A 22,386-nucleotide genomic window follows, 5' to 3' on the forward strand; every position below is an offset into this window, starting at 1 on the left:
GAGGGAACTGACGACCTGCTTTTTATACTTAAGCGTAAGTTGGTTGCGGGAGCCAGATTTGAACTGACGACCTTCGGGTTATGAGCCCGACGAGCTACCAGACTGCTCCATCCCGCGTCCGAATGGTTTAAGTATTCCCATTAAAGGTACACATAAACAAGCCATAACTGTTTTAATTCTTGTTATTAACGAATGCATTTCAAAAGCCTCAGCCCTTGAAAGCGATGCGTATCTTAAGGATAGTTACATCACATTGCAAGGCGTTTCTTTAACATTTTTACATCTATTAAAAAAAGGCAGTTAATTGCCCTAATTGTAGTCTAAATGGTGGTTTTGTGACCTTTAAGGTCTGTTGATACGGTTATTAAAAATATTTTAAAATATATATCAGTGAATATTGGTGTTTTATGCACGTCTCTATATAAGTAGTTAGCGTCTTTGTTTATAATTGCGGGCATAAATCGGTCTGGAAAACACTCATGCAGCAATTTTTAGCATTAACATCTCCTGGTATAGAAATTTTATTAGCTCAAGAGCTAAAAGATTTAAAAGCATCACAAGTCGTGCAAAAGCCTGAAGGCGTATATTTTACGGCAACAATTGAAGAGGCCTATAAAATCTGTCTCTATTGTCGCTTATCAACGCGAATTTTATTAAAACTTGCTGAAGGTGATGCTGAAAATAAAGATAAACTTTTTGCAACCGCGCAAAGTGTTAATTGGTCTGAACAATTTTTGAGCAACCATACCTTTGCTATCGACTTTGTCGGGTCAAGTGATGAAATCAGAAATACCCAGTTTGGTGCACTTACCATAAAAGATGCGCTAGTTGATCATTTTCGTGATCAAGGTATGGATAGACCTTCTGTTGACAAAAGTACGCCAGACATCAGTTTTCAAGCGCGTTTGTTAAGAGAAAAGGTTGTTATTTATCTTGATTTCTCTGGTCGTAGTTTATTTAAGCGTGGCTATCGCGAGCACTCGGGTGCTGCGCCATTAAAAGAGCATCTAGCGGCGGCTATTATTACTCGTTCGGGCTGGTTAGATGATACCACTAAACCGCTTGTTGATCCTATGTGTGGCTCTGGCACGATTTTAATTGAAGCTATAATGATGGCCGCAGGTTACGCGCCGGGTATCGACAGAGTAAAATGGGGATTTGATTGTTGGCTTGGTCATCAATTATACCCGTGGCAAGCACAATTAACTCAAGCTAAACAAAAATCACATCTTGGTCTTGAAGAATTAAAAGCGAAAGTTTTTGGTATTGATATTGATAGCCGAGTAATAAATACCGCACAAGTAAATGCTCGTAATGCCGGTGTACAAAAGTTTATTGAATTTTCATGTAAAGATATCAATAATTTAAATAATGGTTTTGGCCACAATGGTACTTTTTTACTTAACCCTCCTTATGGGGAGCGTATTGGTGAATTACCAGAACTTGTTGAAAATTTTGTTTTATTAGGTCGAAAACTAAAAGCACAATTTGTGGACTGGCGTATTGCTATTTTAACAGCGAATGTTGAATTGCTTTCGATGATGAAGCTAGCAAGCCACAAACGCTATAAATTTAAGAATGGTCCATTAGATTGTCAACTTGCTCTTTATAACGTCGATGAAAAACAAGCTTCAGGGCAAAACAATGATGCAGAATTCGAAGATAAAGATTCGGATTTTGGTAATCGCTTATTAAAAAATAAGAAAAATTTAAAAAGCTGGCTGAAAAAAGAAAATATTGAATGTTATCGTTTATACGATGCAGATATTCCAGAATATAATGTCGCGGTTGATGTTTATGGTGAGTATTTGGTTATTCAAGAGTATTCAGCACCTAAAATTATCGAAGAAAGTAAAGTAGCAAAACGTTTGCAAGAAGTTATCTATTTTGCTCCTAAGGTACTAGGTGTTCCTACCGATAAGGTGATATTAAAAACCCGTGCCAAGCAAAAGGGCAGTGACCAATATCAACGTGTTGATCAAAGTAAACAGTCGATGATTATCAACGAGCATGGTGCAAAATTAAAAATTAATTTATGGGACTACCTTGATACAGGCTTATTTTTAGATCACCGTAAAACTAGGCAAATTGTTGCACAGAAAGCTAAAAACAAATCATTGCTTAATTTATTTGCGTATACCGGTTCTGTTTCATTGCAAGCCGCACTGCATGGCGCAACAAGTATTACTACTGTTGATATGTCGAATACTTACTTGAACTGGGCACAAGAAAACTTTGCCTTGAATAAATTGTCAGGTCATAAATATCAATTTGTACAAGCCGATTGTTTAACTTGGTTAAAAGAACATAGGGGCACTTACGATGTTGTTTTCGTTGATCCGCCAACGTTCTCAAATTCTAAGCGTATGGAAGACAGCTTTGATGTGCAAAGCGATCACGTGGCGTTAATTACTGATGCAATGAAATGTGTTGCTGAAAACGGTGAGCTTATTTTCACGAATAATAAACGAAACTTCAAAATGGACTTTGACGCTGTTGTTGCTTTAAATTTTGAGGTGAAGTCAATTTCAGAGTTAACCCGCGATAAAGATTTTCAGCGTAATAAGCACATCCATAACAGTTGGTTAATTACCCGTAAAAAAGTTACGGCTTAATGAGTGTTTTATTTCACTTATATAGTAGTGCCGGTTGCCACCTTTGTGAGCAAGCTGCAGAGTTAATTGTTGATATAATACCCGATCACCAAATTAAGGTGGTTGATATTATTGATGATGACACCAGTAATGAAAATAATTTAGTAAATTTATACGGTGTTCATATTCCCGTATTAGAGCGCTTGAGTGATAACACATTATTATTCTGGCCTTTCGAACAATCACAAGTAGTAGAGTTGATATAAACCATGGAATTAATCCGAATAGCTCAAGGCGAATTAGCCTTCGGTGAAGACAGTATTTTAGATAAGACAGACTTAACGGTAAAAACGGGCGAACGCGTCTGTTTAGTTGGTAAAAATGGCGCAGGTAAGTCTTCATTAATGAAAGTGTTGATGGGTAAACAGAACCTAGACGATGGTCAAATTTTGATGTCGAGCAACATTAAGTTAGCGATGTTAGAGCAAGATCCACCTGAGTCATCTGAAATGAGCGTTTTTGATTATGTTGCTCAAGGTGTTGCTGAAAATGCAGAATTGATTAAGCAATATCACCATATAATTCATATTATTGGTGAAGACCCTTCAGAGAAGAATCTTAATAAATTATCGAACGTTCAACAACAACTTGACCAAGCCAATGCTTGGCAAGATGAACAACGTATCGATAAAGTATTAACCACGCTAGCGTTAGAAGCAGACAAAATGATTTGCGATCTCTCTGGTGGTTGGTTACGTAAACTGGCATTAGCGAAAGCATTAGTCAGCGAGCCTGATGTGTTATTACTTGATGAGCCTACTAACCATTTAGATATTAGTAGTGTGTTGTGGTTAGAGCAATTTCTAAAAGACTTTAAAGGCACTATCATATTTATTAGTCATGATAGAGCATTTATTCGTGGTTTAGCGACCCGTATTTTAGACTTAGACCGTGGTCAGCTTGTTAGCTATCCTGGTAACTATGATCTTTATATCGAACAAAAAGCTCATGACTTAGAAGTTGAGTCCACACAAAATGCGCTTTTTGATAAGCGTCTAGCTGAAGAAGAAGTATGGATAAGACAAGGGGTTAAGGCTCGCAGAACTCGTAACGAAGGCAGAGTTCGTTCACTTGAAAAGTTACGAGTCGAGCGCCAAGAACGACGTGAAGTTAAGAAGCAGGGCGATATTAATATATCAACCGGTGATCGCTCAGGTAAGTTAGTCTTTGAGTGTGAAAACTTGCATATGGCGTTTGGTGATAAAACCATTTTTAATGGTTTAGATTTACTTATAACGCGTGGCGACCGTTTAGCCCTTATTGGTGCCAACGGCACGGGTAAGTCAACGTTAATCAAATTAATCATGGAACAACAACAACCCACCTCAGGAAAAATGCGTGTTGGTGTTAATTTAGATGTGGCTTATTTTGATCAACATCGCGATGCTTTAGACTTGAGTATGACCGTTCAGGACACCGTTGCCGAAGGTAAGCAAGAAGTCACTGTTAATGGTGTAACACGCCATGTATTAGGATATTTGCAAGATTTCTTATTCAGTCCTAAACGTGCTAGAACTCCTGTACGTGCGCTTTCAGGTGGTGAAAAAAATCGCTTGTTATTAGCTCGTCTATTTTTAAGACCCAGCAACTTACTTATTCTCGATGAACCAACTAACGATCTAGATATAGAAACTTTAGAATTATTAGAAGAAGTCGTTGCAAATTATGCAGGAACCGTTATTTTAGTAAGCCATGATCGCGATTTTGTTAATAATTGTGTAAATAGTTGTCTTTACTTTGATGGCAGTGGTGAAATAACAAATATTGTTGGCGGTTATGATGATGTTGATAGTTATTTAGCATACAAAGCTGAACAGCGTAAGCAGTTAGCTGAAGGTATAAAAGCCCCTGTTAATTCAGTGAGTGAGAGTAAATCTGCAGTTAATGTGCCTACTAAAAAAAAATTATCGTTCAAAGATAATCGTGAATTAGAAGCGCTACCTGGACAGGTCGATGAACTTGAAGCATTAATAAATTCATTGCAAGAACAAGTCAACGACGCTAACTTTTTTGCTCAAGATAGTGATAAAACAAAAAATATATTGAACCAGCTTGAAGAAAGTGAGTCAAAACTCGAAATCGCTTTCGCAAGATGGCAAGAGCTAGATGAATTATAACAAGAAATGAGAGTTAAGTAGTATATGAACAAATTTGTAAAATCTGTATTAGTTTTAGGAATTAGCAGTGCGTTAAGTTTATCAATGGCACAGGCAGCTAAATATGAAGTTATCGATAAAGGTGGCATTGATATAGTTAAATATAGTTATGCTCAGCAAGAAAACAACCAAAATCAAATGGCTATTTCTGGCTCAGATATTTATAATTTTCCCGTTCAATTTCAGTACTTTGATACTAATGATTTTGATAGTATTGTTAGATTTGCCAATTTACAATATGAAGATGTTGATGGCTTAGTCGATATTGAAAACGAAAACGACTTAAGGTTAGGCAATCCAACGGCTAATGATTTAGCTTGGGCTGTGCTGTATTTGACTAGTCAAAACAGCAGTAGCTCAGCTAGGTTTTATCAAAAAATTGGTAATATCTTGGCTATGCGTAACTTAACAGGTAAAGCGGGTGATACTGAAAGCTTTGCTGTATTTGACCAATATTTCCCAGATACCACAACATTGACGCGTTCAACGGTTGATTATGTAAACGGTATTACTAATGATGGCTGGATTTATGGTAACGGCTCAGCTCCATATACTGCATTGCCATTTACGGGCACTGATAATAACCCTGTTGTCTATTGGGTTCGTGATTTTACCTCAAGAGCCTTTTATTCTCCTGATGCAGGCAATACCATTATTGAGTTAAAGCCACCGACTGAAGGTGACGATGTTGCCGAGAATCTTCGCTTAGGCGGTGATTCTGCTATTTTAGACATGAGTGAATCTTTATTTGCTGTAGGTTATGCCAGTACGAGTATCGATCAAGAAGCGCTTGATTTTATTTTTGATGAAACGGGTGGCTGTGCAGACCCTGCTATTTTAGCAAATGCTCCGTTCGAAATTTGTATTCAAAATGCTGTGTCGAGTATGTATAACACTGAAGCAATAAAGTGGACGCTAAGTTTGGAAGGGGTAACAAAGACTGAGACTTTAGGACATTTAGTTACGCCAAATGTTGATGATACAAGAGAATTCCTTAACTACGCACAGGCTATTAATAATGATGGCGTTGCTGTTGGTTTTGCTCATGGTTGGGTGGATGAGAACGAAACCGAACCAAGCAGAAACGAACGTCGAAATTTATATGCGGTAGTTTATAAAAATGGGCAAGTGAAAGACTTCACAGATGATCATAGTAAGTTTTTTGATTCACGTACTTACGGTATTAATAATGCTGGTATTGCTATCGGCCACACTAAAACGGTGGTAAATGGTAATACGCGTACAAAATTCTTTCATGTAGATACCAATGATTTTGATAGTGGTATGCAAATGATAATGCCTGATGACTTTTTCAAGGGCTCATCAAGTACTGCACGTGCTATTAACGAAAATGGTATTATTGTTGGTGAAGGTGAAGTTGAAACACATAACGATCAGCAGTCTCCTCGTCGTAGACATGCTTTTATGTATGAGATTGCCAGTAAGACCTTTACCGATCTCAATGACTTTTTAACTTGTGACTCACAGTACACAATTATCGAAGCGCGAGACATTAACGATAAAAATGAAATATCTGCTTCAGCACTTGTTAAAGCACCTCGCCGTGACGCAAAAGGTGAATTGATGTTTGATTTAGATACTGGCGAGCAGCTTGTAGAAGATGTTGTTCGTGCTGTCACATTGAGACCGTTAGCGGGTGAGATAGATGACTGTTCAGCGGTAGAGAAAAAAATAGAAAGAGAAGGCGCTGGTTTAGGCTTTATCAGTTTATTCGCTCTATTAACCTTTGGCTTCACTCGACGAGTGTTGAAAAAAAGCTAACGATGAGTTTTTAACTATATGATTAGGTCTAGGTTGATTTTTAACCTAGACCTTTTTTATGCGACATTGTTATTTATTTCATTTACCTCAAGCAAAAATTATTCAAATGCATATTTCTGAAAAAGAAAGAGACGCGGTTTATAAAACTATCTTTTCACGTCGAGATGTTAGAAGCGATTTTATTAACAAATCAATCCCAGAAGATGTTTTAAAGCGAGTATTAACCGCCGCTCATCATGCTCCCAGTGTTGGTTTCATGCAACCGTGGGACTTTATTGTTATTAATGATAAAGAAACAAAACAAAAAATTAAGCATGGATTTGAGCAAGCAAATTCGGTCTCTGAAAAAATGTTTACAGATGATAAACAACAAAGCTATCAAAAGTTAAAACTTGAAGGGATATTAGAAGCGCCGATAGGAATATGTGTCACATGTGATAGAGAAAGAAATGGTCCAGTTGTCTTATGAAAAACGATCAAAGCTGAAATGGATTTATACAGTGCAGTTTGCGCTGTACAAAACTTATGGCTTGCCGCAAGAGCAGAAAATTTAGGCGTTGGCTGGGTAAGTATTATCGAAGACGACATGCTTAGAGATGCTTTGAATATTCCCACAAAAATTGAAATCATTGCTTATTTATGCGTTGGTTATGTCACACATTTCAAAGACAAACCTGAATTAGAAAGTGCAGGGTGGTTGCCGAGACGTTCAGTTGATAACGCGATACACTATAATAAGTGGACACCAGAAGTAAACTAACAGACACAACGGAGCATATCATGGCAGAAGAAACTATTTTTTCAAAAATAATCAGACAAGAAATACCAACACCTTTACTCTATCAAGATGAACTCGTGACAGCATTTAGAGACATAACACCACAAGCGAGTACCCATGTTCTTATTATTCCGAATAAATTAATTCCGACGGTTAATGATGTCACTGACGATGACGAGCTCACTCTAGGGCGAATGATCACTGTCGCTAAAAAAATAGCCAAAGAAGAGGGCATTGCTGAAAATGGCTACCGCCTTATTATTAATTGTAATGATCATGGCGGCCAAGAGGTTTATCACATCCATATGCACTTAGTCGGCGGGCAACGTTTAGGTAAAATGATAGCGCTTTAAAGCCTAGTTATTTTTATTGAATACAAATGAGTTGAGTCGCTGAAATGCTACGGTCAATGGTAATGCGTGAATGGCAAAGCTACTTCATAATTATTATAAGATTTTTTATTGGTTATACTGCGTGAATTGGAAAGAATTATTAGAAAATAAGAACCGACTTTTTTGGTTAGTGCATAGCACAAGTTGGTTTGGATTTGCTTTAGTGCATTATTTAGGATCATTATTACATGATCCTCGTGATATTTTTGTCGTGATAATTTTTCTCAATGCTTATGCAGGTTGGCTGTTCACTGTGCCTCTGCGCTACCTATATCGTAGAGTTTGGAATTTTAGTCCCGCAAAAATAGCCGTTGTGGTCATAGTCGCCTCTTATTTGGTTGGCGTACTTTGGCAAGTTGTTAAAAACATTAACCATTGGGAAATATACAAGCACGGTTATCGCCCTGATTTTTGGCTGTACTATACCACTAACAGTGTTTATTCATTTTTTATTATTTTGAGCTGGAGTGGTTTATACTTTGGTACAAAATATTATCAAATGCTGCAAAAAGAAAAACAAAATGTTTTAGAGGCTAACAGCGTCGCTCACCAGGCTCAGCTTAAAATGCTGCGTTATCAGCTCAATCCTCATTTTTTGTTTAATACTCTTAATGCAATCTCTACCCTTATTTTGGTTAATGAAAATAAAATAGCCAATGGTATGGTGACTAAATTAAGTGAATTTCTTCGTTATTCTCTTGATAAAGATCCGATGAAAAAAGTCACCTTAAATAGTGAATTGCATGCACTAAAACTTTACCTAGATATAGAAAAAGTTAGATTCGAAGACCGATTATGTGTAGAGTTTATCGCAGCGGATGATTGTAAAAATGCCTTAGTACCCAGTATGATATTACAACCTATTGCTGAAAACTCTATTAAGTATGCTATTGCTTCTCAAGAGAGTGGCGGTACCATTAAAGTTACGGTGACCCGCTTTGCCAATGACTTATTATTAGAACTTGCTGATGATGGTCCTGGCGCTGAAATTAAAAATGGTAATCTTTATCGTGAGAATGGTGTTGGCCTCGCAAATAGCCGAGAAAGATTAGCTGCATTGTACGGTAGTGATTTTTCTTTAGTTGTTGCCAATAATACGCCAAAAGGTGTTAAAGTGAGCATTAGAATGCCCTATGAACTAGAGATAAATACATGACAAAGCTTCTGTCAACAATCATAGTTGATGATGAACCTTTAGCAAGGAAAGGCCTTGCCGTAAGATTAGCGGATCATAAAGACGTTGATATTATTGCGCAATGCCATAATGGTCGTGAAGCACTTGAAGCCGTGCGAGCCTATGAACCTGATTTAATGTTTCTTGATATTCAAATGCCAGGCCTCAATGGTTTTGAAGTCGTGCAAGCTATTATTGAAAGAGGATTAAAGCTACCCATTGTTATTTTTGTCACCGCCTTTGATCAATATGCCTTACAAGCCTTTGAAGTTCACGCACAAGACTACCTGTTAAAGCCTGCTGATGAAACTCGCTTAGCCGAATCTATGGACAAGGTTAGGCAGAGCTTGATCAGCTCAGAAAATGCTGCTCATAAGTCTAAACTTATTCAGTTAGTCAGTGATGTTACCGGTAATGATTGTGACAAAATTTTAGCTGAGCTCGCAAATAATCAACCGGTAAGTTTATCTTCTTACTCTGATATCTTGGCTATAAAAGATGCAGGAGAAGTGAGTAGAGTCCCAGTTAAAGACATTTTATGGATTGACGCTGCGGGAGACTATATGTGTGTTCATACCCATAGTGCTACACATATATTACGTAAAACCATGAAGCAGCTTGAAGAAATATTAGACCCAAAGCAATTTGTGCGCAGTCATCGCTCAACCATAGTTAATAAAAATTATGTTGATAAGTTTTGTAGCCAACTTAATGGCGAATATTACTTAGTGATGAGTAATGGCAAAGAATTAAAAGTGAGTCGAAGTTACAAAGAAAAAGTTAAACAAGCTGTTGGTATCTAAAGCGTAAAAATTAGTAGTTTCAATTGAATTACTTGCTTAACGCCTCTGTTATTAAACAGCGCAGGTTTTTTTAATCCACCTTTTCATTGAACGCTATTCCTTAAGCAGCCTTGTTTTTAATGGCTTTAGTCTTTTTGGTTAACTTTATTATTGTTACTTCACTTGGCATAGTTATTCTTCAAATGTTAGAGGATAAAATTTTAAAATCCCTTTATTGATCTTAGACTTTAGTGCAGTTTCCTTATAGATTTTTTTACTCAACAGGTAATTAAAGTTCAACTGGGGTAAATAACAGTTGGCTTTTATGGTTTTATCGCTTACTTTAAATATCAGTTACTTGCCTATTTATCGGGCGCGCTATATATATCAATTAATGGAGATTACTATGTCTACACCAGTACGAGCATCTGACACACCTTTTGCAGTCGACGTTGAAGAAGGTAAAAAATATTCTTGGTGTTCTTGTGGGGAAAGCCAAAAACAACCCTTTTGTGATGGCTCTCATAAAGGCTCAGAATTCTCACCAGTAAGATATACCGCAACAGAGTCAAAAAAAGCATTTTTTTGTGGCTGTAAACAAACGGCATCTCAGCCGATGTGTGATGGTAGCCATAAAAAATCCTAAACTAAAATTTTTATCTGCGACTAGGCAAAGACAAACGCTGTTTTGTTTGACCCTAGTTTTATCAGTATCGTCGACAAACCAATTAACAAAGATATTAACCATTCCCTTCCTTATAATAATGTCTTGGTCAATGGCCATGCAAATTGCCACCCCCTCTTAGATTATAATATTTTGCTTATAACTTGCTTGGGTTACATTAGCCTGATGCAGGTGTTTTAATTTTTTATCTAGTATATCCATCGCTTCTTTTTCGTGTATATAGCCGGAGTCGATTAACATGGGTAATCGACCCGAGTGATCAAGGTGTGCATGAGTGTTCACCACAGCATCTAACTCACTAACATCAAAAGGGAAGGGGTCATGGTTATGTTTTTCATGGTGATGAGAACCTTGAAACATACCATATTCAATCAGTATATTTTTGTTATTACCCTGTACCAAATAGCAAGAGCCAGTGACTTCTCTAGTGGCTCCAAAAAATTTAATGTTCATGTTAACTCCCATACCTTTTAATGTGGATAATATTGATATCTGGTTTGTTGATAAGGTTTTAATGAATAGTTAGGTTGTAAAAAGGATACTAAATCAATGAGTTCAGTCACAGTCATTACATCATTAAAGACTTTCATCTTTGATTCACCCTGAGGTGTTCTAAACTGTGGTGAATGTAAATTTGAAAATTTATGGGATGGATTAATAATAGAGGTAACCAATTCAGCATAAGTGACTATTTTAGTTTTTTTACCACCCAGGGAAATTGAAAGGGTTTGCTGCTTTGCAATACTATCATCCTTAACACCATCGAGTGTGTGGCAGGCTAAACATTGATATTTTAAGAAAGCTATTTTACCTGCTTCAATATTCCCTGTAGGCAGACTAAATCCTCTTGGCGAGTCAATTCCGTTATCACAACTGAACAGTGTTAATGACATAACGACAAGTAAACTCAATAGAAAGTATTTCATTATTATTCCTTAATCATTTTTAGGTTGAATTATTAGCCAGCTAATTAACACTCTGCGCTAAATGAAGATAATAGGGAATCAATTCTTGCCCATTAATAATGACAAATTAAATAAAAATTTCTAATCATATCAAGGGTCATTCATTAAATAGCAGAATAAATTAAACAGATACCTAAGCAAAGGTAGAGGTAGTAGCTTCTACTAATCGATTGATTTTTAGTCTAGTTACTGTTGATAAAGAGCGCTAGTTTATCTGAATCAAGGTTGATACAGATCAATCAGCTTGTCGTTAGTTAAGATCTCATTGATAAGCAGAGAGTAAATTTTGACGTTGTTTATTATAGCTTAAGCAATGCAATTTATGACTTTAGATCACTTCATTAAACAATGTGTGGCAACGCACAGACACTTTGTGGATATCAATTTATGATGACTTATGGATAAACATGCACTTTATCGATAGGGGAATTATTAAAATTTTCCCATCTTTTTTTAATGACTAAAATATGCAATTATTTTAATCAAATACTGCAGCTCATTGCCTATTAACATTATAAGGTTTTTAGTCAGTGTGGCTGCACACAGGAGCAAAAAATGAAACGTATTTATTTTCTAGCCCCCGATGTTAAGGTTACATGTGAATTGGTAAACTTGTTTCGTGCTGATGGCATTAACGACAGTCAAATGCATCTAATAGCAAACGATAAAATCGATTTAAGCGAACTCCCCAAAGCGGATGCATTGGATGATTCCGACTTGTACCCAGCGATCAAACGGGGTGTTATTGCTGGTGGAACTACTGGATTATTGGCAGGTCTGGCGGTTATAACCCTTCCGGCTACGGGTTTAGCCCTTGGTGGTGCCGCTATTTTAGGTTTTACCGTTGCGGGTGCGAGTTTTGGTGCTTGGGTCTCTGGTATGGTAGGAGCTGGTTTAAGTGATCAGGAGAAGGTTGCATGCGAAACTGCAATTAGTAATGGCGAAGTGCTGATGATGTTGGATGTTCCAGCTGATCACCAGATTGAGGTATATCACAATAAAGTAGCCAGTGTTTGTCCGCTGGTTGAGATTCGTCAAACAGAAATTACTGTCCCACCGCTTTAGCCCTCCTTTTAAAATAGAGACCTTATCTGCACAAGTGCGTCAGTAATCATCTCATACTGGCCACATCAACGATTAGCGTAAGCACTTATAAAAAATCACCATTTGAATTTCCTCAGATTCAATGGAAAGTTATCTAATAAATTCAGCCTGTGAAAACGTTATTTCGACACTCAACTTCAATCAAAATTAAATATTTGTGATGATGCTCTATCTATCACAGGCTGTATTAACTGAAATAATTTATGACGACTACGTGTGGTATCGAACAGAAAACTAATATTATTTATCGTAGAATTTTCTGATGATCCTGAGTAGGAAATTACAAAGTGTGTCTATCCAAAAACAAATAATATAATACGATTTATTTAATTAAAGTTATATTTTACAGTTTGATAGGATGGGGCAGTCATTAATTATAAAGTTAAAACCTATTTTTCGAAGGTTAGTTAATAAAGAGAGGAGCCTATGACGCCAGATAATAACAACGCTAAAAAGCCCAAAGCAGAGCTACCTGATCTAAGCAAAGTAGTCGGTAAATTTTTTCAAAAGTATCAAGAATTATTGCCAACGAGTAGTGGCAAAAAACCTGGATGGATTATCCTTGCAGTTATATTGCTTACTGGTGGTATTTATACCGCGGTATACACAGTTCCTAGCGATTCTGTAGCCGTTGTACTGAGATTTGGTAAGTTTGAAGCTATTTTCCCCGCAGGTTTACATTTCAAATTACCTTTAGGTATAGAGCAAGTGAACATAGTGCCAACAAAGCGGCAGTTGAAGCAAGAGTTTGGCTTTTCAACGCCTGGTGCTAAAGACCCTGACCAAAATATCTCCATAAACAACTCGTTCAATGATTCTTTAAACAATATAGGCCGTAGTGCTCGTGAGCGTGACTTAGCCGTAGCAAGTAATCAAGTGGGTGAAACGCAAATGGTGACGGGGGATTTGAATACTGCACTGGTGGAATGGGTTATTCAGTATCGAATTGCTGATCCCAAAAATTACTTATTTGAAGTACGTGATCCAGCAGGTACGTTACGCTATGTTTCTGAATCAGTGATGCGTGAAGTGGTAGGTGATAGAACCGTTGACGAAGTGATCACTATTGGCCGCCAAGAAATTGAAGTTGAAGCACTTAAAAAAATGCAGGCTTTGGCAACTAAATATGTAATGGGCATTAGTATCGACCAAGTTCAATTAAAGAATATTAATCCGCCAAAGCCCGTTCAAGCGTCATTTAATGAGGTAAATCAGGCTCAACAAGAAAAGGAAAAGCTGATTAATGAAGCGCGCCGAGATTACAATCGTATTATCCCATTGGCAGAAGGCGAGCGAGATCAACGTATTCGTGAAGCAGATGGCTATAGAATAAAACGAATTAATGAAGCAGAAGGTGATGTATTACGTTTTAATGCACTATATGACCAGTTTAAATTGGCGCCAGAGGTCACGCGCAGACGCATTTACGTGGAGACCATGCAAAAAGTAATGCCAACCATAAGCAACAAAATTATCATCGATAGTGGCACAGTAGATGTTTTGCCTTTGCTGAATTTAACATCTATTGAAGGGAGAAAACCATGAAACGTTATTTAAGCTTATTCACGAGTATTTTGCTATTCGTTATTATTACCTTACTTTATGGCGCCTTTTATACCGTAAATGAAGTCGAACAAGTCATTATTACCCAATTTGGTCGTCCCGTGGGGGAGCCGGTTGTTGATGCTGGTATTAAGTTTAAATTACCTTATATTCAGCAGGTTAATTCGATTGATAAACGTGTGTTGGAATGGGAAGGTACACCTTCAGATATGCCGACAAAGGACAAGTTATATATTTCTGTTAGCTTATATGCACGCTGGCAGATAACCGACCCATTGCCGTATTTTTTACGTCTGGGTGATGAACGCAGTGCGCAATCGAGATTAGATGATATTTTTGGTAGTGAGACACGAAATGCGGTAGCAACACATAAGCTAATTGAAATTATTCGGACCACGAAAGGCCGTCAACCTCTGCGTGACCCATTGTTAACTGATGCAGAAAAAGCATTAGATATGGGCAGTTTAGTGCCTATCCATAAAGGTAGGAAACTTGTCGAACAAGACATATTTAACGCCGCGGCAGAAAAGGTTAAGGTGTTTGGTATTGAACTATTAGATATTCGTTTTAAGCGCATTAATTATAATGAAAGTGTACGACCTAAAATTTATGAGCGGATGATCAGTGAACGTCGCCAAATTGCCGAAAGGTTCTTATCTGAAGGCAAAGGTGAGGCAGCTAGAATATTAGGCAACCGCGAACGTGATTTAAATAAAATTCAATCAGAAGCTTATCGTCAAGTTGTAGAAATTCGCGGTAAAGCCGATGCTAAAGCCGCTGGAATTTATTCTACCGCACATAGCCAAAGCCAAGAATCTATTGAATTTTATGCTTTTACACGAACCTTGCAAGCCTATGAGCTTGCTATTGGCGAAGATACGACATTAGTACTGTCGACTAACAGTGACTTATTTAAATATTTACACAATGCCAACCCCCCAAAAAATATCATCGAAAAGTAAGCGCTACATTGATATTTTAAATAGCATCAATACGAATAAGTCTACATATAAAAACTGCTTTACTGGTACTCCTAATTTGCATCGTTAGATGCTAGGAGTAGCGGTGACTATCATAAAGAATAATTAACGGAGTGTTATCATGGGATCTCATCATACGAATCAAAATAAACACGCTACCGTGAACTTCTCTGCTTTGAAAACCGCAATAGGAAATGGCGAAGCGTTATTAATAAAAAACTTACTAGCAAATCAATCCATGCAAGATCTTGAAAAAAAATACCTCATTAATTTAGCCTATATAAACAACAACCCCAGTATTATAGAACTACTCGAAGGTATTCCTGTTAAGGAATAGTCCATTAGTATCGTTAATATTGACTAGGGTTCAGGCATTTACATTTAAAATCTACAGTTGAATGTTAACCTCTACAACAATGAATAATAAACAGTTCAACAATATGACCTGTTTATACATTATGCTAAAAAATTTACCCTTCAAAATTAATTAAGAAGGGTAACAACATTAGTCTGTCGACGCTAAATTTCGTAGCACATAATGTAATATGCCACCATGTTGGTAGTATTTGAATTCGTTGGGTGTATCAATACGAATTTTTACTTCAAAGGAACGTTCATTACCCTCTTCATTTTTAACAGATACTGTCACCGTTTTCTGCCCAATACTCACGGCAGGAATACTGAATTGCTCTTCACCTGTTAGCTTTAGTGACTCGGCATTATCATCTGGCATAAATTGCAGTGGTAATATCCCCATGCCGACTAAATTAGAGCGATGAATACGTTCGTAACTCTGTGCAATAACCGCTTTAACGCCTAATAAAGCTGGCCCTTTGGCGGCCCAATCACGAGAACTGCCCGTACCATACTCTTTTCCAGCTAAAACAATCGAAGCAATGTTTTGTTGTTGATATTGCATCGCCGCATCAAAAACACTCATTTTTTCACCTGATGGCATCAGTGTCGTCCAACAGCCCTCAGTGCCGGGTGCTAATAAATTACGTAAACGAACATTGGCAAAAGTACCGCGCATCATCACTTCATGATTACCGCGTCTAGAGCCATAAGAATTAAAGTCTTTGGGAGAGACGCCTTCACTTTTTAAATACTCAGCCGCGGGGCTATCTAGCGCAATCGAACCGGCAGGAGATATATGGTCAGTAGTGACACTATCACCCAGTTTTAATAAACATCGAGCATTTTTAATTGGCTTAATAGTTGGTATTTTTGCGCTAATATTATTAAAAAATGGTGGCAGTTTAACGTAGGTAGAAGCTGGCCAATCATATTTTTGGCTTTGTACTATATCCAGCGCTTGCCAGTCTTTATTACCGCTATAAACATCTTCATATCGGGAAATAAACATTGAACTGTCGATAACTTTTTCGATAACTTGTTTAATTTCCTGACTATCTGGCCAGATGTCATGTAAATAAACCGGTTTACCTGTAGGGTCATCACCTAGTGAACCCGTGGTAATATCTATCTTCATATTACCCGCTAAAGCATAAGCAACGACCAAAGGAGGAGAGGCTAAATAATTAGCTTGGACTTCTGGATGAATACGACCTTCAAAGTTACGATTACCCGATAAAACAGAGGTAACAGATAAATCGCCTTGATGAATAGCGTCGCTAATTTCGGTAGGTAAAGGGCCGGAGTTACCAATACAGGTAGTACATCCGTATCCGACTAACTGAAAACCAAGGGCATCTAAATCTTCATTTAAGCCAGATTTAAGCAGATAATCAGTGACCACTTGTGAACCAGGTGCAAAACTGGTTTTTACCCAAGGTTTAACCGTTAATCCTCGCAACCGGGCATTTCTGGCTAATAGTCCAGCGGCAATTAATACCGATGGATTTGAGGTATTAGTGCAACTGGTAATTGCCGCTATAACGACGGATCCGTGTTTTAATACAAAGTCTTCATCAGCATACTGACAGGGAACGCCTGAATCTTCATTACTAGCAGGTAATAGTACCGAAGGTTGTCCGCCTTCACTTTCAAAGCCACTTTCACTATCGCTCGAGACTGTTTGTTTTATACCGTGTTGTAAAGCTAACCAGTCACGATACGCCAGACCGGCACGGTCAAGTGAAATTCTGTCTTGAGGACGTTTAGGACCAGCAATAGAAGGCACTACTTCATCTAATTTTAATGATAATCGGCTATGATAAACAGCATGCTGTTGAGATTGCGTTCCCCACATATCCATCGTTTTTAAATAGGACTCTACGCGTTCAATGTGCTCACTGTCACGCCCGGTTAATTGCAGATAATCGGTAGTTTGATGATCGATGGGGAAAATTCCACACGTTGCCCCATATTCTGGCGCCATATTGGCTATGGTTGCTCGGTCGGCCAAGGTCAGCTCATTCACCCCAGTACCAAAGAACTCGACAAACTTACCTACCACACCTGCAGCACGTAATTGTTCGGTTACCGTTAAGACTAAGTCAGTCGCTGTAGTTCCTGCAGGTAATTTCCCCGTTAATTCAAAACCAACAATCTCAGGTATTAACATGGTCACGGGTTGTCCCAGCATCGCCGCTTCAGCTTCGATACCGCCGACTCCCCAACCTAACACACCTAAGCCATTAATCATGGTGGTATGTGAATCGGTGCCAACCAAGGTATCTGGGTAAAGTAAATTATTCTCGTCGGGCTTTTTGAATACTACGCGGGCTAAATATTCGAGATTTACCTGATGTACAATACCACGGCCCGGTGGTACCACTTTAAAATTATCAAAACTTTGCTGACCCCAGCGTAAAAACTGATAACGTTCACGATTACGTTGAAACTCAATTGCGGTGTTTTTTTCCATCGCATCAGCTTGACCAAACACATCGACCATAACTGAATGGTCAATGACCAATTCGACTGGATTTAATGGGTTTATTTTTTCGGCTTTTCCACCCATTTTTACTATCGCATCTCGCATAGCCGCTAAATCAACTACGGCGGGTACCCCAGTAAAGTCTTGCAAAATTACGCGAGCAGGTACAAAGGCAATTTCAGTATCCTGCCAGTTGTCTACATCCCAATTGGCTAAGGTTTCAATATCCCCTTGTTGGACAAAATCACTATCTGCATGTCGTAATAAGTTTTCTAAAAGGATTTTAGCGGCAAAAGGCAAACGTGAAAGGTCATACTTATCCGCTAAACCATCAAAACTGTGGTAGTGACAAATTTCACCATTAATTTCAAGTTGCTTTAAACGTTGTATAGAGTTGGCCATTGTCGTTATCTCCATTAAAAGTATTAATCTGATTGGTATACGCATTATGATAAACGTAGTAAATATACCCTAGCATACATAGACGAAAACATAATGTGGCAGCCAAAATAAAGGGCTGGTAACATGTATAGTTATATAACAATCAGTAGGGTTTTTATTATAAATGAGACTCGAGTCAAATAATTTATCATGATAGGTCGATTTGATAAGACAGGATAAATTAGTGATACGACCCTCGATAAAAACCTGTTATGGAAAGGTAAGTCTAGCTGCAACCGATAGATAATTAACGATATTATATTAATTACCGACTTAATTGATTGGCTCGTTCACAGCAGGTTCGTTACCATCATAATATTCAAAGCAATGTATTTATTGCTTAAATCAATGCTTATTGCTCTTTATAACGCACTGCCAATACATCACATTTTGCGCCGTGTAAAATGGCATTTGCGGTAGAGCCTAATAATAACCGTAAACCATGTACGCCATGGCTACCGGTTATAATTAAATCGACATTTTCGTGCTCTGCGAAAGCCAATATTTCTTCGCTAATATATCCAACCGATATAAACAAGTGTTGTTCGGTGATATTTAGCCTTTTAGCTAATGGTTGAAGTATCTCTTTGGCTTGTTCTTTTCGTTTTTCTGTATTACCAAAACTGCCAACTGGGTCTGGACTCGGAACAACACCGAGTGCTCCACCATAATTAGGTATCGGCTCTACCACATGAATAATACTAAGTTTAGCGTCGGTGAACTGTTGTAATTGCGCGACTTTATCTTCAATATAGCTTTTTGAGTCATGGAGTTCTGTGGCAAATAAAATATGTTTATACATAACGTTTTCCTCTATTAAATGATAAGGGTTTTATTGGTGGCTGGCAAAGCATTAACTTGTTGTTTTACCTGTTTTAAAGGGTGCTACTTCTTTTACTGAAGTAAAACTTTTATGGTCTTGTCCATTCCATTAATGAATAAAATTTTATAACGCTAAGCTCTAAATACTACCTTGTACTTTACGTAAAGATATATCTGTACGCTGTCACACATAACCTAATAATTATCGTACTATTTTTTATGCGAAAGCCACTAGAGCAGTAGGCTATTTCTTCGTTAGACTTTACAGTAGTGGAAAGTTTAAGTTTTTGTCTTTAAATGTTATTGTTGTTTGTTATGTTGTTATCTGAATGTAAGCGCATCTACTTTAGGTGGTCTAAATGTTGATTAGTGCGATATATACTTTAATTACCTAAAATAAAAATGATCATCTAAAAAGAGTGTTGTGTACGGTATCGAACCGAACAGCGAGATTGTTTTTGTTAAGGTAAAATATCTAGTAGCTTGATTTAATTCTTAAGAAGGGACGCCTCACGATGCAAAAAATAATCGACACCCAAATTTCCCCCTTACAAAATCACTTACTAGCTGTCTTGCCTGATGAAGTAAAAGAACGACTTTTTCCTTTTGTTGAATTAGTAAAATTAGAGTTAGGCGAGGTGATGTACGAAGCCGGTGATAAGCTCGCTAATGTATACTTTCCCGTTGACTCTATTGTTTCTTTATTATACGTAATGGAGAGTGGCGCTTCGGCAGAAATTTCTGTGGTCGGTAACGAAGGCGTTGTTGGTATTGCGTTGTTTATGGGCGGAGAAAGTACGTCTAGCCGAGCTGTGGTTCAAAGTGCAGGTTATGCTTATCGGCTTAAAGGAAAATGCTTAACCGAAGAATTCCATCGACATGGAAAATTGTTAGGTGTAATGCTTCGTTATACCCAATCCCTTATTACTCAAATGTCACAGACTGCAGTATGTAATCGCCACCATACGATTGATCAGCAATTATGCCGTTTTCTTTTACTGTCGCTTGACCGTTTACCCGATAATACCCTAGTGATGACTCAAGAACTTATTGGTAATATGTTAGGGGTTCGCCGAGAAGGTGTGACCGAAGCTGCGGGAAAACTGCAGAAGTTGGGTGTCATTGATTATCATCGCGGTCATATTACCGTATTAAATAGGCAGAAACTTGAAAGCTTAAGTTGTGAATGCTACGCGGTTGTAAAAAAAGAAACCGACCGATTGCTCCCTCATGAAAACGAAAAAGTTTACTATCAATCAAAAAACGTTATTAATCTTTAATCAAGGTTATTTGTTTCAATGAGTAATACTGTCTTTTATCTTTATAAATTGATGATTTTTATCAGTATTAAAGCTCAGTTTTTAATCAGCTTAGATATTTAGCTCAATATCAGCTATTGCGCTAAATAAGGCGGTCACGCCATTGACTTTTATCAAAAATTTTCCTGCAATATCCGCATCAAAACGTTAAGACTTTAGCGCTGGCATTGAAGAAAACCTCGTGACATTATAGACACCGCAATTGCTTAGTGAACTAATCATTTTAAATATGTAAGTTATAAAGTCATCATATAAGTGAGTAATGTTTGCCAGCGCACAGATCCTCTATTTTATATCGCTTACACTTGACTATTGCTGCTATAAATTAAATTTTAATTATTTAAGGCAATATCATTTTTCTGTATCAGAGAGCAAACATATGCGATCAAAAGAAAAGCAAGAAGTCACCAATGAGCTGTTAGATGGGCTACCAAGTAAACTCAGAAAAACTATTGTAGCGCAATGCGAGGAAGTCCATTTAACCTCCGGTGATATATTGCATGAGCGCGGGCAAGGCATTGACTACATATTTTATCCTTTAACAGGGTATATTTCACTGGTCACTACAGGTACGAGACACCCACCGCTTGAACTGTGTATTATCGGTAATGAAGGTATGTTGGGTATTTCCAATATCTCAGGAGTACAATCGGCACCTGATAGAGCTGTTGTTCAGGGGTCCGGAACAGCGCTGCGCTTATCTGTTAAGCAATTTCAGTATCAACTGAAAAACTTTCCATTACTGTTAAAAAGGTTGAATGATTACCTTTATATTTTGTTTGTGCAAGGTTCTCAATCATTAGTCTGCATGCGATTTCATCCCATAGTATCTCGTCTTGCTCGTTGGTTACTCATGACTGATGATAGGGCACATTCTACTCATTTAAACCTAACACATCAATTTCTTGCTGATATGCTTGGTGTTCGAAGAAGCGGGATAACAGTAGCCGCTTGCTTATTAAAAGATAAAAAGTTAATTAGCTATACACGAGGTACCATTCAGATACTTAATCGTAAGGGCTTAGAGCGGGAAGCTTGTGAGTGTTATCAGCTGATGAAAGGTAATTATACCAATAGGTTAAACTAGACCACTTTAGCTATTCGTTTGTTTTAAATAAGCATTAGTAAAGACCTTTATTATAACCTCAAACAGTATTTTACACTATTTTTAGTCTGTTAATCAGCGCTAAGACCACCTTAAAAACCCTCTGTTTCAACTTGCCAGCATTAGTTTTAAGCCGTTTAGGTAAAAGCCATTTTTTAGACAGTACGCTAACGTACAGAGCGACCTCCCTTGTCACCGTATAATATTTTTAGATTTAGCTTAATAAATCAAATATAACTGTTTTTATGTTAACTATCTTAGCCGTCTCTAAAAACAGATAACACCGTTGAATACATTTAATCGGAGAAAATTAGCATGCAAAGTGAAAAGCATTTACAGAGAGATATCTCACATATTCAAAAGCTCATTAATATAGGTGATGTAGCAATGCTCGTTTCTAGGTCTGGTGATGGAATAATGAAAAGTCGACCGATGGAAACCGTTGAAGTTAGTGCTGAAGGAGAACTCTTCTTTTTTACAACGCTATCTTCAGAGTTGATTGGTGAATTGACTCAAAACAGCTTCGTCAATCTTAGTTTTATCAAAGAAGATAACAATTTTATTTCGGTATCTGGGATCACTCAGGTAATTAAAAGTGAAGCTATGTTGATTAAATTATGGGAGTCACGTTATGAAACGTGGATTCAAGATGGATTGGATAACCCAGACATTGCTTTATTGAAAGTAAGTTTAGTGCGAGCAGAGCATTGGAAGCATAACACGATGTTGAACAGCATCAGACAACTATTTACTCCGGGAGTTTCAGCAGTAAATAATGTTCATGAATCAATTGAGCCTGATGAAAGTCGTTAACAGTGAGTAAATATAATAGATAAATTCAT

19 protein-coding genes, 1 tRNA gene and 1 pseudogene are annotated in these 22,386 nt (G+C 37.6%); 16 read left to right on the forward strand and 5 right to left on the reverse strand.

From position 1 onward, the window contains the following. Window positions 1-40: 40 nt before the first annotated feature. A tRNA-Met gene (locus H4J57_RS15120) sits at window positions 41-117 on the reverse strand. A gap of 362 nt (window positions 118-479) precedes the next feature. Here H4J57_RS15120 and rlmKL point away from each other — a divergent pair. From rlmKL to H4J57_RS15165, 9 genes and pseudogenes are all read left to right on the forward strand, one after another. Further along, a complete protein-coding gene (gene rlmKL / locus H4J57_RS15125; RefSeq protein WP_182243498.1) occupies window positions 480-2,615 on the forward strand; it encodes a bifunctional 23S rRNA (guanine(2069)-N(7))-methyltransferase RlmK/23S rRNA (guanine(2445)-N(2))-methyltransferase RlmL in 2,136 nt (711 codons plus the stop codon). Continuing rightward, entirely contained in the window at window positions 2,615-2,860 is a 246-nt protein-coding gene (locus H4J57_RS15130; protein ID WP_182243499.1) for a glutaredoxin family protein, read from the forward strand. The genes rlmKL and H4J57_RS15130 overlap by 1 nt, the downstream gene beginning before the upstream one ends. A 3-nt stretch (window positions 2,861-2,863) precedes the next feature. Beyond that, window positions 2,864-4,771 (forward strand): ABC transporter ATP-binding protein, encoded by a 1,908-nt coding sequence (locus tag H4J57_RS15135; RefSeq protein WP_182215263.1) that lies wholly within the window; start codon window positions 2,864-2,866, stop codon window positions 4,769-4,771. A gap of 24 nt (window positions 4,772-4,795) precedes the next feature. Further along, window positions 4,796-6,592 carry a DUF3466 family protein gene (locus H4J57_RS15140; protein ID WP_182243500.1) on the forward strand — a complete coding sequence of 599 codons (1,797 nt, stop codon included), beginning with the start codon at window positions 4,796-4,798 and terminating at the stop codon, window positions 6,590-6,592. A gap of 106 nt (window positions 6,593-6,698) precedes the next feature. Then, window positions 6,699-7,352: pseudogene (bluB, locus tag H4J57_RS15145) on the forward strand (5,6-dimethylbenzimidazole synthase). Window positions 7,353-7,372: 20 nt separating this feature from the next. Beyond that, window positions 7,373-7,723 carry a purine nucleoside phosphoramidase gene (gene hinT / locus H4J57_RS15150; protein ID WP_182215258.1) on the forward strand — a complete coding sequence of 117 codons (351 nt, stop codon included), beginning with the start codon at window positions 7,373-7,375 and terminating at the stop codon, window positions 7,721-7,723. A gap of 121 nt (window positions 7,724-7,844) precedes the next feature. Further along, complete coding sequence (locus H4J57_RS15155) at window positions 7,845-8,918, forward strand: sensor histidine kinase (RefSeq protein ID WP_070376930.1); 1,074 nt, start codon at window positions 7,845-7,847, stop codon at window positions 8,916-8,918. Continuing rightward, entirely contained in the window at window positions 8,915-9,739 is an 825-nt protein-coding gene (locus H4J57_RS15160) for a LytTR family DNA-binding domain-containing protein (protein WP_070373519.1), read from the forward strand. Before H4J57_RS15155 ends, H4J57_RS15160 begins: the two co-directional genes overlap by 4 nt. 385 nt (window positions 9,740-10,124) lie before the next feature. Next, a complete protein-coding gene (locus tag H4J57_RS15165) occupies window positions 10,125-10,364 on the forward strand; it encodes a CDGSH iron-sulfur domain-containing protein (protein ID WP_182243501.1) in 240 nt (79 codons plus the stop codon). A gap of 156 nt (window positions 10,365-10,520) precedes the next feature. On the opposite strand, the gene H4J57_RS15170 is transcribed toward H4J57_RS15165, so the two are convergent. Both H4J57_RS15170 and H4J57_RS15175 read right to left on the reverse strand, forming a co-directional pair. After that, a complete protein-coding gene (locus tag H4J57_RS15170; protein ID WP_182243502.1) occupies window positions 10,521-10,856 on the reverse strand; it encodes an MBL fold metallo-hydrolase in 336 nt (111 codons plus the stop codon). 17 nt (window positions 10,857-10,873) lie between these two features. Then, window positions 10,874-11,329 (reverse strand): cytochrome C, encoded by a 456-nt coding sequence (locus H4J57_RS15175; protein WP_182215253.1) that lies wholly within the window; start codon window positions 11,327-11,329, stop codon window positions 10,874-10,876. 642 nt (window positions 11,330-11,971) lie between these two features. On the opposite strand from H4J57_RS15175, the gene H4J57_RS15180 reads away from it, so the two are divergent. From H4J57_RS15180 to H4J57_RS15195, 4 genes are all read left to right on the forward strand, one after another. Beyond that, entirely contained in the window at window positions 11,972-12,433 is a 462-nt protein-coding gene (locus tag H4J57_RS15180) for a DUF1269 domain-containing protein (protein ID WP_182230878.1), read from the forward strand. A 465-nt stretch (window positions 12,434-12,898) separates the two neighbouring features. Further along, on the forward strand, window positions 12,899-14,017 hold the full coding sequence (gene hflK, locus H4J57_RS15185) for an FtsH protease activity modulator HflK (protein ID WP_182230879.1): 1,119 nt from the start codon (window positions 12,899-12,901) through the stop codon (window positions 14,015-14,017). After that, complete coding sequence (gene hflC / locus H4J57_RS15190; RefSeq protein ID WP_070373525.1) at window positions 14,014-14,997, forward strand: protease modulator HflC; 984 nt, start codon at window positions 14,014-14,016, stop codon at window positions 14,995-14,997. Before hflK ends, hflC begins: the two co-directional genes overlap by 4 nt. Window positions 14,998-15,136: 139 nt before the next feature. Beyond that, entirely contained in the window at window positions 15,137-15,352 is a 216-nt protein-coding gene (locus tag H4J57_RS15195; RefSeq protein ID WP_182215249.1) for a hypothetical protein, read from the forward strand. 168 nt (window positions 15,353-15,520) lie between these two features. On the opposite strand, the gene acnA is transcribed toward H4J57_RS15195, so the two are convergent. Continuing rightward, window positions 15,521-18,259 carry an aconitate hydratase AcnA gene (gene acnA / locus H4J57_RS15200; RefSeq protein ID WP_182230880.1) on the reverse strand — a complete coding sequence of 913 codons (2,739 nt, stop codon included), beginning with the start codon at window positions 18,257-18,259 and terminating at the stop codon, window positions 15,521-15,523. Between the two features lie 391 nt (window positions 18,260-18,650). Beyond that, a complete protein-coding gene (locus tag H4J57_RS15205) occupies window positions 18,651-19,100 on the reverse strand; it encodes a universal stress protein (RefSeq protein WP_182230881.1) in 450 nt (149 codons plus the stop codon). Window positions 19,101-19,635: 535 nt separating this feature from the next. Here H4J57_RS15205 and H4J57_RS15210 point away from each other — a divergent pair. The 3 genes from H4J57_RS15210 to H4J57_RS15220 all read left to right on the forward strand — a co-directional run bounded on the left by H4J57_RS15210 (window position 19,636) and on the right by H4J57_RS15220 (window position 22,357). Further along, a complete protein-coding gene (locus tag H4J57_RS15210; protein WP_182230882.1) occupies window positions 19,636-20,400 on the forward strand; it encodes a Crp/Fnr family transcriptional regulator in 765 nt (254 codons plus the stop codon). 418 nt (window positions 20,401-20,818) lie between these two features. Then, window positions 20,819-21,526, forward strand: a complete 708-nt coding sequence (locus tag H4J57_RS15215) for a Crp/Fnr family transcriptional regulator (protein ID WP_182243503.1) — start codon at window positions 20,819-20,821, stop codon at window positions 21,524-21,526. A 333-nt stretch (window positions 21,527-21,859) separates the two neighbouring features. Beyond that, window positions 21,860-22,357 carry a pyridoxamine 5'-phosphate oxidase family protein gene (locus H4J57_RS15220; protein WP_182243504.1) on the forward strand — a complete coding sequence of 166 codons (498 nt, stop codon included), beginning with the start codon at window positions 21,860-21,862 and terminating at the stop codon, window positions 22,355-22,357. Window positions 22,358-22,386 lie beyond the last annotated feature (29 nt).

It is taken from the genome of Colwellia sp. BRX8-7, from assembly GCF_014077275.1.
GTDB lineage: Bacteria > Pseudomonadota > Gammaproteobacteria > Enterobacterales > Alteromonadaceae > Colwellia_A.